The sequence below is a fragment of the Methylobacterium indicum genome, from assembly GCF_017347565.1.
GTDB lineage: Bacteria > Pseudomonadota > Alphaproteobacteria > Rhizobiales > Beijerinckiaceae > Methylobacterium > Methylobacterium indicum.
Map to the genome: position 1 here is coordinate 3227695 of NZ_AP024145.1, position 12457 is coordinate 3240151.

A 12457-nucleotide genomic window follows, 5' to 3' on the forward strand; every position below is an offset into this window, starting at 1 on the left:
CCGCCGCCGACGCCATGCTGTCGCAGCGCGAAAATCATCGTCGCGGCGCCCTGGCCGCAACCGGCGTGCGCGCCACCTAGCCTGGCATCGTTCCGAACAGGGCGGCGGTATGACGAGGGTGGCGTGCGGCGCGTGATTCCCGCCTCGAAACGGACGGCCTCGCCGCGCGGTCTCCCGGGTTGGGAGAGTGCGCGCATGGGCGGGGTGTGAGGCCATGCGCCAGCTCTTCGCGCCGGGCGCCGATGCCCTCCTGCGCCTCGCGCTCCTTACCGCGGCCGCCTGCCTGGCGGGCCTTCCCGTGGTCGGGGCGGGTCTGGTGCGCTCCTCCTACGTCACCGGCGTCGGGGTGGCGCCGGCCCAGCCGGTGCCGTTCAGCCACAAGCACCATGCGGGCGAATTGAAGATCGACTGCCGCTACTGCCACACCACGGTCGAGACGCAGGCCACCGCCGGCATCCCGCCGACCCAGACCTGCATGACCTGCCACAGCCAGATCTGGTCCGGCTCGGACATGCTGGAACCGGTGCGGGCGAGCTACGCCAAGGACCAGCCCCTGGTCTGGACCCGCCTGAACAAGCTGCCGGGCTACGTCTACTACAATCACTCGGTCCACGTGACCAACGGCATCGGCTGCTCGACCTGCCACGGCGCCGTCACCGACATGCAGCTCACCTACCGGGCCAACGCCTTCGAGATGAGCTTCTGCCTCGATTGCCACCGCAACCCCGAGAAATACGTGCGGCCGAAGGACCAGATCCTCAACATGACCTGGAGCCCGCCGGCCAACCAGGCGACGCTCGGGCCGGAACTGGTACGCCAGTATCACATCCGGGGCGGCGAGCGCCTGACCGAATGCGGGATCTGCCACCGATGACGCACGACATCGGGGCGCTGCGCGCCCGACTCGCCTCCGGCGACGGCCCGGCGTTCTGGCGCAGCCTCGACGCGGTGGCGGATTCGCCCGAGTTCCGGGCCTTCCTCGACACCGAGTACCCGGCCGCCGCGCGGCTGGCCGCCTCGCCCGACCGGCGCGGCTTCCTCAAGCTGATGGCCGCCTCCTTCGCGATGAGCGGGCTTGCCGCCTGCGGACAGCCGGACGGGCGCACGCAGGAGATCCCCTACGTCCGCCAGCCCGAGCGGATCATCCCGGGCGCGTCCCTCGCCTACGCCTCGGCGGCCCTCGTCGACGGATTCGCCAACGGCATCACGGTCACCACCCGCAACGGCCGCCCGCTCAAGATCGAGGGCAATGCCGAGCACCCCTGGAGCCGCGGCGGCACCGACGTGTTCGCGCAAGGATCGATCCTCGGGCTCTACGATCCGTTCCGGCTCCAGACCCCGCAGCATCTCGGCCGGCCGAGTTCGTGGCAGGCCTTCCGCGCGGCGATGACCGGGCGCGTCGCGGCGCTGAAGGCCGCGGAGGGCGGGCGCGGCCTCCACCTCGTCACCGGCCCGATCACGTCGCCCTCGCTCGCCGCCCAGATCGCCGCGATGCGGCGGGATTTCCCCGGTATGCGCTGGCACGTCTCCGCGCCGGTCGGCCGCGACGCGCTCTACGAGGGCGCCCGCCTCGCCCATGGCCGGCCGCTGGAAACGCGCTGGCGCTTCGACCGGGCGAAGGTCCTCGTCTCCCTCGACGGCGACGTGCTCGATCCCGGACCCGGCCAGGTCGGGCAGGCGCGGGACTGGGTCGAGGCGCGCCGCAAGGCCGCCGCCGAGGGGCGTTTGCTCGCCCTCCACCATGCCGGGCCGAGCCCGAACCTGACCTCGGCCAAGGCCGAATCGCCGCTCGCGATCGGCGCGGACGGGCTGTCCGCCCTCGTGCGCGACCTCCTGGCGGAGGCCGGCGGCGGGAGGGCGCAGGATAGCGGCGGTCCGGCCGCCGCCTGGCGCGCCAAAACCTTCGCGGCGTTGAACGCGGCCCGCGGCGAGGGGCTGGTTCTCGCCGGCGCCCAGGCCGGACCGGAGCTGCTGGCCCAGGTCCACCGTCTCAATGCGGCGCTCGGCAATACCGGCCGCACCGTCTTCCATACCGCCCCGGTGCCGGTCCTCGACGCCGAGCCGCTCAATGCCCTCGCCGAGGCGATGCGCCGGGGCGAGGTGCAGGTCCTGGTGATGCTCGACGTCAACCCGGTCTACGAGGCGGCGGGCGATCTCGGTTTCCTGGAAGCGCTCGCCCGGGTGCCGCTGAAGGTCCATGCCGGGCTCTACCAGGACGAGACCGCCTTCCACTGCGACTGGAATCTGCCGCTCGCCCACCCCCTCGAATCCTGGGGCGACGCGCGCTCCCTCGATGGGACCGTGACGCCGATCCAGCCGACGATCCGCCCGCTCTACGACGGCCGGTCGGTGCCCGAGATCCTGTCGATCCTGACCGATGCGGAGGCCAAGGACGGGGCCGCCCTGTTCGACGCCCATTGGCGCTCCCCGGGCGAGCCGGACGCCGCCTGGACGGCCCGGCGCGACGCCGTGCTCCAGGCCGGCTTCTTCGAGGGGACCGCATTCGCTCCCGAGCCCGTCGGCGCCCCTCTGCCCGCCACCGTGACGTCCGCCCGGCCCGCGCCCTCGCCGGCCGGTCCGGCCCGGCGGGTCGAGGTCGTCTTTCGGCCCGATGCGACCGTCTGGGACGGGAGCCTTGCCAACCTCGCCTGGCTGCAGGAATTGCCGAAACCCCTCACGAAGGTGGTGTGGGGCAACGTGATCGCGGTGAGCCCCGGCCTCGCCGAGCGCGAGGAACTCCGACAGGGCGACGTCGTGACGCTCGAGGCGGAAGGCCGGCGGATCGAGGGGCCGGTCTGGATCCAGCCCGGCCAGGCCGAGGATTCCGTCACGGTCTCCCTCGGCTACGGCCGACGCATCCCCGAGCAGCTCGCCGACGGGCTCGGCTACGACGCCTATCGTCTGCGCGCCGGGGCCACGCCCTGGTGCCTCGCCGAGGCGACCCTGGCGAAGACCGGCCGCAAGGCGCCGCCGGTGACGACGCAGGACCACGGCACGATGGAGGGGCACGATTTCGTGCGGGTGCAGCCGGTCGGCAGCACCGCGCCGGTCGCCTCCCGCGCGGCCCTGCCCTCGCTCTACCCTCCGGCCCCGACCTCGCCCGGCGGGCGCTACGACCAGGAACGCGCCTGGGGCATGGCGATCGACCTCGACGCCTGCATCGGCTGCAACGCCTGCGTCACCGCCTGCCAGTCCGAGAACAACATCCCGGTCGTCGGCAAGGAGGAGGTGGCTCTCGGCCGCTGGCTGCACTGGCTGCGGGTCGACCGCTACTACGAGGGCGGGCTCGACGCCCCCAAGACCCATTTCATGCCGGTGCCCTGCATGCATTGCGAGCAGGCGCCCTGCGAGGTCGGCTGCCCGGTGGAGGCGACCGTCCACGACCGCGAGGGCCTGAACCTCATGGTCTACAACCGCTGCGTCGGCACGCGGGCCTGCTCCAGCTACTGCCCCTACAAGGTCCGGCGCTTCAACTACCTCGACTATTCCGGCGACATGGCGCCGGTGCAGCAGCAGCAGCGCAATCCGGAGGTGACGGTCCGGGCCCGCGGCGTGATGGAGAAATGCACCTACTGCGTCCAGCGCATCGCCGCCGCCCGCATCGACGCGACGAAGGGCGACCACGCGCCGATCCCCGACGGCGCCGTCGTGACCGCCTGCCAGGGCGCCTGCCCGACCCGGGCCATCACCTTCGGGGACCTGCGCGATTCCGGCAGCCGCGTCGCCGCGGCGGCGGCCGATCCGCGCAATTACGGCCTCTTGGCCGAGCTCAACACCAAGCCCCGCACGACCTACCTCGCCCGGCTGGTCGAGGCCGCCGCCGGCGAACCCGCCGCGACACCCGGGACTACGCGATGAGCGGCACCCTCTCCCCCCGGGCCGGATTGCTGGGCGCGAAGGAGGACCTGTCCTCGATCGGCCGCGCCGTCACCGGCGCTCCGGCGCGGGCCCGCTCGCGGGCGTGGTGGATCGCCTTCGCGGGGGCCTGCGGGCTCCTCGGCGTCTTCGCGGCGGCCCTGGCCTGGCTGCTCCTCAACGGCGTCGGGATCTGGCACAACAACAACCCGGTCGTCTGGGCGCTCGACATCGTCGCCTACGACTGGTGGATCGGCATCGCCTGCGGGGCTCTGCTCACCTCCGCCACCCTGCGGCTCACCGGCGCCGCCTGGCGCTCCGGCATCGACCGGATCGCCGAGACGACCGCGGTGCTGGCGGCGGCCGCGGCCGCCCTCTACCCGATCATCCATCTCGGGCGTCCCTGGGTGTTCTACTGGACCCTGCCCTACCCCAACACCCTGGCGCTCTGGCCGCAATTCCGCTCGCCGCTCGTCTGGGACGCGATCGACATCATCAGCTTCCTCGGGGTCTGCCTCGGCCTGTGGTATGTCGGGCTCCTGCCCGACTTCGCGGCCCTGCGCGACCGGGCCTTCGAGGCGGTCCGGGACGAGGCGCGGGCCGCCGACGAGGGGCGAGGGCGCCGGCGGCGCCTGACGCTGCTGCGCGCCCAGGTCTACGGCATCCTGGCGCTCGGCTGGCGCGGGGCGGCGACCCACTGGGAGCGCTGGGTGCTCGCGACCCGCACCCTCTCGGCCCTCGCCCTCGTCCTCGTCGTCGCGCTCCAGACCGGAGCCTCGGTGATGCTCGCCGGCACGGTGCTGCCGGGCTGGCACGACACGCTGCTCCCGGTGACGTTCCTCTCTGCCTCGCTCCTCTCCGGCGTCGGCGTCACCGCGGCGCTCGCGGTGCTGGTACGCCGCGCCCTCCACCTCGAGACGCTGATCACCGAGCGCCACATCGCCCTGATGGCGCGGCTGATGCTGGGGCTCGGCCTCGTCTCGGCCTATTGCTACGGCACCGAGATCTTTTCGAGCCTGCTGCACGGCGACGCCTACGACCGGTCGGTGCTGGTGCGCCGCCTGTCCGGCTCGCATGCCTGGGCGTTCTGGCTCATCGTGGTCTTCGCCCTTCTGCCGGTGCAGCTGTTCTGGCGCGCCGCCTTCCGGCGCTCCGGCCTCGTCGTGGCGCTGGTCGGCCTCGCCGCCGCCATCGGCAGCTTCGGCGACCATTTCATGCTGCTGATCGTGACGCTCAGCCACGATTTCCTGCCTTCCTCCGCCCATCCCTACACGATGGGGTTGTGGGGGATCGCGACGCTTCTGGGCACCGTCGGCCTCTTCCTCGCCCTGCTGCTCCTCGGACTGCGCACCCTGCCGATGGTCTCGATCACCGAGACGCGGCGCTTCGCCGACCGGCACGCCGACGGGCGCCCGAGCGGCGAGCGGGCGCCGACCCCGGCCGAGACGCAGGACGCGCCGCTCTGGGGCATCAGCGCCGAGTTCGACCGTTCCGGCGATCTCGCGGCGGCCGTCGAGGCCCTGAAGGACCGCGACCTCGGTGCGCGGATCGAGACCTACGGCCCCGTGCCGATGGGCGGGGTCACGCGCGCCCTCCAGCAGCCGGCCGGCATCCTGCCCCTCGTCGCCCTCGGGGCGGCGCTGGCGGGCGGGTGTGCCTTCATGGCGATGTGCCTCTACGCCACCGGCTTCGATTACGTGTTCGACGTCGGCGGCCGGCCGCTTTTCTCGTGGCAGTCCTTCATGGTGCCGAGCGTGTCCTTCGGCACGCTGTGCGGCGGCCTCGTCACGGTGCTGGCGCTGCTGTTCCAGAACCGCCTGCCGCGCCTGAACCACCCGGCCTTCGCGATTCCCGGCTTTGCCCGGGCGAGCGAGGACCGCTTCTTCCTCGCCTTCGAGGCCGCCGGCCCGCGCTTCGATCCGGCCCGCATCGAGCAGGCCCTGGCCCGCCTGCCGAACGGGCGCCCCCTGATGGTGCGGAGGGTGCCGCTGTGATGCGCCCGTGCCTCCTGGCTCTTCTCCTGCCCCTCGGGCTCGCGGCCTGCGACCAGGCGAACATGGTGAGCCAGCCGAAAGCCAAGACCTGGGACCGCAACCCGTTCTTCCCCCAGGGCCAGACCATGCGCCTGCCGCCGCCCGGCACGGTGGCCCGCGCGGCGCCCGACCGCCCGGTGCCGCAGCCGGCCGCCGCGAGCCCGGCCCTGCTCGCCCGGGGCCAGGAGCGCTACGACGTCTTCTGCACGCCCTGCCACGGCGCGGCCGGGCTCGGCGACGGCATGATCGTGCAGCGCGGCTACCCGCGCCCGCCGGCCTTCGACGAGGCACGCCTGCGGGCGGCGCCCGCGCAGCATTTCTACGACGTGATCAGCAACGGCAAAGGCAACATGCTCCCCTACGCCGCGCAGGTGCCGCCGGCCGACCGCTGGGCCATCGTCGCCTATATCCGCGCGCTGCAGCTGAGCCAGGGCGCGACCCTGGCGAGCCTCCCGGCGGAGGACCAGGCGAAGGTCGCGGCCGCGGGCGGCGAACCCACCCCCGGAGGCGCGCGATGAGCCGCCGCCCGATCTCCCTCGCTCTCGGTGCCGCGGCGCTGGCCGCCTGCGCGCTCGCCGGTGCCTCCGGCAGCCCGGTGATGCCGTCCTACCTCGCCGCCTGGCTGGTGCTGGTGGCGCTGCCCGCCGGCGCCCTGCCGCTGCTGATGGGGCTCGAACTGACGGGCTTCTCCGCCGGGCCGATGGCCGCGTCCCTGCGCCGCCTGCTCGGGCTCCTGCCGATCGCCGGCCTGCTGCTGCTGCCGGTGCTGCTCAGCCTCGGCGGCCTCTATCCGTGGGACCGGGGCGTCGCGCCCCGCACGCCGCTTGCCGGGGTGTGGTTCACCCCCGTCTTCTTCATCCTGCGCAGCCTCGCCTATCTGGCGATCTGGCTGTGGCTCGCCGACACCTTCCGGCGCCCGGCCGCCGAGCCCGGCAGCCCGGCGGCGGCGAGGCGCCGGTCGAGGGCGGTGCTCGGCCTTTGTCTCTACGCCGTCACCGGCACGCTGGCGGCGGAGGATTGGGTGCAGTCGGCCGATCCCGGCCTCGCCTCCACGGCCTTCGGCCTCCTCGTGATGACGATTCAGGCCGGCCTCGCCCTGTCGGCCGCCGCCCTGATCGCGGCCCGCGATTCGTCGGGCCGGCCCGGCCGCGATCAGCGTACGGCGGCGGCCTTCGCCGACCCGATCCTGGTCCTGCTGGCGATCTGGGGCTTCGTCCACGCGGCGCAGTACCTGATCGTGTGGTCGGCCAACCTCCCCGACGAGGCGCGCTGGTACCTCGCCCGCGACGGGGCGCTCGGCCGCCTCGGGGTCTGGGCCGGTGTCGGCGTGATGGTGCTCGCCACCCTGGTCCTCGTGCCGCGCCGCAATGCGGGCCGGCCGGCGCTGCTCGCCGGGATCGCGCTCTTGATCCTGCTGCTCCACGGGGCCGAGATCTTCTGGCTCGTGACGCCGGGCTTCCGCGGCGCCTTCCGGTTCACCTGGGCCGACGCGCTCGCCCTCGTCGGCGTGGTGGGCGTCGCCGGCGGTCTCTACGGCCCGGTCGATCGCCGCCTGCGGGGGCGCGTCTCGTGAGCGACCAGACCCGGCCCGGCCCGCTCTCGCTCCTCCCCGCCATCGCGGCGGCGGGGCTCCTGCGCCTCTCCGGCTTCAGGCCCGCGTCGCGCCAGCCCGAGCCCGATCCCGGGCCCCACAACCCGGAAGGGTTCGAGGAGGAGGATGTCGATGTCCGCCGCACCGCCTTCGTGGTGGCGGGCCTCGCCGCCTCCGTCGCCGCCGCGATCGGTGCGGTGGGGTTGATGATGCACCTGTTCGGCGCCTGGAACGTCGCCGGGACCCTGCCGCTGACGCCGCAGCAGACCGCCCGCGTGCAGCCGCCACCACCGAACCTCCAGGGCGCGCCCTACGAGGACCTCGCCCGCTACGAGGCACGGGAGAGCGCGCGGCTCACCGGCTACGCCCCCCTGCCCGACGGGCGCGCCCGCATCCCGATCGACCGCGCGATGCGGCTCGTCGCCGGACAGTCTCTCGATCCCGTCCCGCCCGCGGCCGGCGGAGTCCCCGCCCGATGAACCCGACCGACCTCGCGCTCCAGCTCTGGCCGGCCGCGGCCTCCGCCACCGCGGTCGAGACCGATTGGCTGATCCTCGCCTTCACGGTCCTGACCCTGCTCCTCACGGTGCCGGTCTTCGTCGCCATCACCTGGTTCGCGATCCGCTACCGCCAGGGCGAGGAGGCCGACCGCAGCCACGGCAACGTCCGCAGCGTGCTCATCGAGATCAGCTGGATGCTGATCCCGTTCCTGCTCACCCTGATCTTCTTCGTCTGGGGCGCCCGGCTGTTCTTCATCTCGAAGCAGGTGCCGGGCGACGCCATGGTGATCGAGGCGATCGGCCGGCAATGGATGTGGAAGTTCCAGCACCCGACCGGGCAATCCGAGATCAACGACCTGCACCTGCCGATCGGCCAGCCGATCAAGATCCGGATGATCAGCCAGGACGTGATCCACAACCTCTATCTGCCGGCTCTGCGGATGCAGATGGCGACCTTGCCCGACCGCTACACCGAACTATGGTTCAAGGCCGACCGCACCGGCAGCTACCGGCTCTACTGCTCGGAATATTGCGGCACCGACCACTCGAAGATGGACGGGAACCTGACCCTGATGACCCAGGCCGACTACGCCGCCTGGCTGCAGAATGCCGGCGCCCAGCAGGGCGGCCAGGCCGGGGCCGGCCGGGTCGTCTACGAATCCTACGGCTGCGGCGCCTGCCACGATCCCGGCGCCAAGGTGCGGGCGCCCGCGCTCGCCGGACTCTACGGCCGCGAGGTCAAGCTCGCCGACGGGCGCACCGTCACGGCCGACGAGACGTATCTCCGCGACAAGATCCTGAACCCGAACCGGCAGAAGCTTGCCGCCGACTACAAGCAGGTGATGCCGGCCTTCCGCAACGTGATCCCGCCCGACGACCTCGACCGTCTCGTCTCGTACCTGAAGAGCACGGGGGCGACGGCGCAGCAGGAAGCGAAGCCATGACCAGCGGCACCATCACCGACGGGCCGGCCCTGCGCGAGCCCCACACGCCGGATTCCCGCCTCGGCCACGGGGCCGACTACCTGCATGCCGAGCACACCCTGCGCTCGTGGTTCTTCACCACCGACCACAAGCGCATCGCACTTCTGTATCTCGCCAGCATCACCGCCTTCTTCGTCATCGGCGCGGTGACCGCGGGGCTCGTGCGCCTGGCCCTCGTCGTCCCCGATGGGCAGGTCTTCACCAACGACACCTACAACAAGCTGTTTACGATCCACGGGGTCGTGATGGTGTGGTTCTTCCTGATCCCCTCGATCCCCGCCACCTTCGGCAACTTCCTGATCCCGCTGATGATCGGGGCGCGGGACCTCGCCTTCCCGAAGCTGAACCTCGCCTCCTGGTACGTGTTCATGACCGGCGCCCTGTTCACGCTGGCGAGCGTGGTGCTGGGGGGCGTCGACACCGGCTGGACGTTCTACACGCCGCTCTCCACCGCCTTCTCGAACACCTGGGTGGTGCCCGCACTCATCGGCGTGACGATCGTTGGGTTCTCGTCGATCCTGACCGGGCTCAACTTCGTGGTGACGATCCACACCATGCGGGCGCCGGGCATGACCTGGTTCCGGCTGCCGATCTTCGTCTGGACCCACTACGCCACCAGCCTGATCTTTTTGCTCGCCACTCCGGTCATCACCGTGGCGCTGATCCTGCTCATCGCCGAGCGCGCCTTCCATATCGGGGTGTTCGATCCGGCCTATGGCGGCGACCCGGTGCTGTTCCAGCACCTATTCTGGTTCTACTCCCACCCGGCGGTCTACATCATGGTGCTGCCGGGCATGGGGGTGATCTCGGAGATCGTCCCGGCCTTCGCGCAGAAGAAGCTCTTTGGCTACAAGTTCGTCGCCTATGCGGCGATCGGGCTCGCCTCGGTGACCTTCTTCGTCTGGGGCCACCACATGTTCGTCAACGGACAGAGCGACTTTGCCAGCGTCGCGTTCTCGGTGCTCAGCTTCGCGGTGGCGGTGCCGTCCGCGGTCAAGGTCTACAACTGGACCGCGACGATCCATAAGGGCTCGCTCAAGCTCGACACGCCGATGCTCTACGCCATGGGCTATATCGGGCTGTTCGTGCTCGGCGGGCTCACCGGCCTCTACCTGGCGACGCTCGCCATCAACCAGCACGTCCACGCCACCTATTTCGTCGTCGCCCACTTCCACTACATCATGGTCGGCGGCACGGTCCTGGCCTTTCTCGGCGGCCTGCACTTCTGGTGGCCGAAGATCACCGGACGGATGTACATCGAGGCCTGGGGCCGGATCTCCGCCTTCCTGATCTTCATCGGCTTCAACGTCACCTTCTTCCCGCAATTCATCCTCGGCTATCTCGGGATGCCGCGGCGCTACCACGTCTACCCGCCGGAATTCCAGTTCCTCAATATCCTGTCCTCGGCGGGCTCGACCATCCTGGCGGTCGGTTACCTCTTCCCGATGGTCTATCTCGTCTACTCGATCTGGTTCGGGAAGCGGGCGCCCGCCAACCCCTGGGACGCCAAGGGCCTCGAATGGACGGTGCCGTCACCGCCGCCGGCCCACAACTTCCTGACCGAGCCGGTGGCGCCGAAAGTGCCCTACGACTACCCGCTCCAGGCCCAGGAGACCGGGAGGCAGCACTCGTGAGCGCCGGAGCCTCCGACTCAGCCGTAGGCGTCAAGCTCGTCTCGCACTTCGCGACCGTCGAGCAGCAGAAACGCGCCGCCGTGCTCGGGATGTGGGCCTGGCTGCTGACCGAGCTCCTGCTCTTCGCCGGCCTGTTCCTGACCGCGCTGATCCTGCGCCTGCTCCACCCCGAGGCGGTGCAGGAGGCGGCGCGCCATCTCAAGTTCTGGATCGGCGCCATCAACACCGTGGTGCTGATCGGTTCGAGCCTGACCATGTCGGGGGCGATCCAGCTCTCGCGGCTGGGCTGGCAGCGCGGCATGGTGCGGTTCATGCTCGCGACCGCGGCGCTCGGCACGCTGTTCCTGCTCCTCAAGGGCTACGAGTACTACGCCGACTACCAGGAACACATGATGCCGTTCCTGTCCGACCGGCCCTACGAGCTGAAGGATTCTCCGCCCTCGCGGCTGTTCGTGAACCTGTACTACGTCGCGACCTCGCTGCACGGCCTCCACCTGATGACCGGCATCACCATCCTGCTGGTGATGACCTGGCAGGCGAGCCGCCCGGGCTTTTTGGGGCAGCACCAGAACCGGATCGAGATCTTCGGCCTCTACTGGCACTTCATCGACCTGATCTGGATCCTCGCCTTCCCGACCCTGTACGTGCTCAACCGGTAGGAGAGAGCCCCGTGTTCGGCACAAGCGACGAGCGCCGCACCCTCTGGCGGCACATGCGCGAGCCGGTCCTGACGGCCGGCGCGCTCCTCGTCATGCTCGGTATCAACGTCGGCTTGGGCGCTACCCTCCCCGTCCCGCATGTCTGGATCGTCGAGCTGCTGGTCGCCGCCGTGATGGTGGCGACGATCCTGTGGTTCTCGATGGAGGTCCGCCACGAGCCGCCGCTGGTGAAGCTGTTTGCCGGCATTGGGTTCTTCTGGGTCGGGATCCTGTTCACGATGACGCTGGTGGATTACCTGTCGCGGGGGTAGCGCCGTTCACTCCCCGCTCACCACCACGGCCCTATAACCGTCGCATGTGCGAATTGCTCGGCATGAGCGCCAACGTCCCGACCGATATCCGTTTCAGCTTCGCGGGCTTGGCGCGCCGCGGCGGCGAGACCGGGCCGCATCAGGACGGCTGGGGCATCTCGTTCTACGAAGGCCGCGGGAGCCGCAGCTTCCACGACCCGGAGCCGAGCGCCCGCTCGGAGATCGCCCGGCTGCTCAGGCAATACCCGATCAAGAGCCGGATCGTGATCGCGCATGTGCGCCGGGCCAATCGCGGCCGGGTCACGCTGGAGAACACCCATCCCTTCAGCCGCGAATTGTGGGGCCGCACCTTCACCTTCGCGCATAACGGCCAGCTCAAGGGGGTGAAGCGCCTGACGCTCGGCCGCTTCCGGCCGGTCGGCACCACCGACAGCGAGCACGCCTTCTGCTGGATGCTGGGCCGGCTCGAGGAGCGCTGGGGCAGCCTGCCGAAGCCTACCCGCCTCGACGGGGCGGTGCGGGAGCTCTGCGCCGAATTGCACGGGCTCGGGGTGTTCAACATGCTGCTCTCCGACAGCCGCACCCTCTACGCCCATTGCGGCAAGCGTCTCTGCACCCTGACCCGCCGGGCCCCGTTCGGTACCGCCACGCTGATCGACGAGGATTGGCGGGTCGATTTCGCCGAAGAAACCACGCCCGACGACATCGTGACCGTGGTGGCGACCCGTCCCCTGACTCGTGACGAGAACTGGACCGACCTCGCCCCCGGCGAGGTGCTGGCGTTCCGCCTCGGCGTGCCGGACGGGGACGAGACGGGGGCCGGGGTCGGCGGCTGAGCGGCGCCGGCCCGCCCTCTCGGTCGCGGCCCGTTTCTCGCCAAGCCTGTTTCTC

Annotated in this window: 11 protein-coding genes; all 11 read left to right on the forward strand. The window is 71.0% G+C overall.

Going from position 1 to position 12457, the window contains the following annotated elements:
* Positions 1-214 precede the first annotated feature (214 nt).
* From miv_RS15075 to miv_RS15125, 11 genes are read left to right on the forward strand one after another with little or no spacing between them, the layout of a single operon-like run.
* Positions 215-874, forward strand: coding sequence for a cytochrome c3 family protein (locus miv_RS15075; RefSeq protein ID WP_048428438.1), 660 nt, complete (start codon positions 215-217; stop codon positions 872-874).
* On the forward strand, positions 871-3858 hold the full coding sequence (locus tag miv_RS15080; RefSeq protein WP_207183316.1) for a TAT-variant-translocated molybdopterin oxidoreductase: 2988 nt from the start codon (positions 871-873) through the stop codon (positions 3856-3858). Before miv_RS15075 ends, miv_RS15080 begins: the two co-directional genes overlap by 4 nt.
* A complete protein-coding gene (locus miv_RS15085) occupies positions 3855-5849 on the forward strand; it encodes a quinol:electron acceptor oxidoreductase subunit ActD (protein WP_207183317.1) in 1995 nt (664 codons plus the stop codon). The genes miv_RS15080 and miv_RS15085 overlap by 4 nt, the downstream gene beginning before the upstream one ends.
* Positions 5849-6406 (forward strand): c-type cytochrome, encoded by a 558-nt coding sequence (locus miv_RS15090; protein ID WP_058617144.1) that lies wholly within the window; start codon positions 5849-5851, stop codon positions 6404-6406. Before miv_RS15085 ends, miv_RS15090 begins: the two co-directional genes overlap by 1 nt.
* Positions 6403-7461, forward strand: coding sequence for a hypothetical protein (locus miv_RS15095; protein WP_207183318.1), 1059 nt, complete (start codon positions 6403-6405; stop codon positions 7459-7461). The genes miv_RS15090 and miv_RS15095 overlap by 4 nt, the downstream gene beginning before the upstream one ends.
* Positions 7458-7958: a hypothetical protein gene (locus tag miv_RS15100; protein WP_207183319.1), complete on the forward strand. Its 501-nt coding sequence runs from the start codon at positions 7458-7460 to the stop codon at positions 7956-7958. Before miv_RS15095 ends, miv_RS15100 begins: the two co-directional genes overlap by 4 nt.
* Positions 7955-8923 carry a cytochrome c oxidase subunit II gene (gene coxB, locus miv_RS15105; protein ID WP_207183320.1) on the forward strand — a complete coding sequence of 323 codons (969 nt, stop codon included), beginning with the start codon at positions 7955-7957 and terminating at the stop codon, positions 8921-8923. The genes miv_RS15100 and coxB overlap by 4 nt, the downstream gene beginning before the upstream one ends.
* On the forward strand, positions 8920-10596 hold the full coding sequence (locus miv_RS15110; protein ID WP_048428431.1) for a cytochrome c oxidase subunit I: 1677 nt from the start codon (positions 8920-8922) through the stop codon (positions 10594-10596). The genes coxB and miv_RS15110 overlap by 4 nt, the downstream gene beginning before the upstream one ends.
* Complete coding sequence (locus miv_RS15115; protein WP_048428430.1) at positions 10593-11255, forward strand: cytochrome c oxidase subunit 3; 663 nt, start codon at positions 10593-10595, stop codon at positions 11253-11255. The genes miv_RS15110 and miv_RS15115 overlap by 4 nt, the downstream gene beginning before the upstream one ends.
* Positions 11256-11266: 11 nt before the next feature.
* Positions 11267-11566 carry an oxidase gene (locus miv_RS15120; RefSeq protein ID WP_244276482.1) on the forward strand — a complete coding sequence of 100 codons (300 nt, stop codon included), beginning with the start codon at positions 11267-11269 and terminating at the stop codon, positions 11564-11566.
* 44 nt (positions 11567-11610) lie between these two features.
* Positions 11611-12402 (forward strand): class II glutamine amidotransferase, encoded by a 792-nt coding sequence (locus miv_RS15125; protein ID WP_058617140.1) that lies wholly within the window; start codon positions 11611-11613, stop codon positions 12400-12402.
* Positions 12403-12457: the final 55 nt, after the last annotated feature.

Bases quoted from the DNA above. Each gene is read 5' to 3' on its own strand.
- miv_RS15075 (WP_048428438.1), top strand. From the start codon at position 215: ATGCGCCAGCTCTTCGCGCCGGGCGCCGATGCCCTCCTGCGCCTCGCG.
- miv_RS15080 (WP_207183316.1), top strand. From the start codon at position 871: ATGACGCACGACATCGGGGCGCTGCGCGCCCGACTCGCCTCCGGCGAC.
- miv_RS15085 (WP_207183317.1), top strand. From the start codon at position 3,855: ATGAGCGGCACCCTCTCCCCCCGGGCCGGATTGCTGGGCGCGAAGGAG.
- miv_RS15090 (WP_058617144.1), top strand. From the start codon at position 5,849: ATGCGCCCGTGCCTCCTGGCTCTTCTCCTGCCCCTCGGGCTCGCGGCC.
- miv_RS15095 (WP_207183318.1), top strand. From the start codon at position 6,403: ATGAGCCGCCGCCCGATCTCCCTCGCTCTCGGTGCCGCGGCGCTGGCC.
- coxB (WP_207183320.1), top strand. From the start codon at position 7,955: ATGAACCCGACCGACCTCGCGCTCCAGCTCTGGCCGGCCGCGGCCTCC.
- miv_RS15110 (WP_048428431.1), top strand. From the start codon at position 8,920: ATGACCAGCGGCACCATCACCGACGGGCCGGCCCTGCGCGAGCCCCAC.
- miv_RS15125 (WP_058617140.1), top strand. From the start codon at position 11,611: ATGTGCGAATTGCTCGGCATGAGCGCCAACGTCCCGACCGATATCCGT.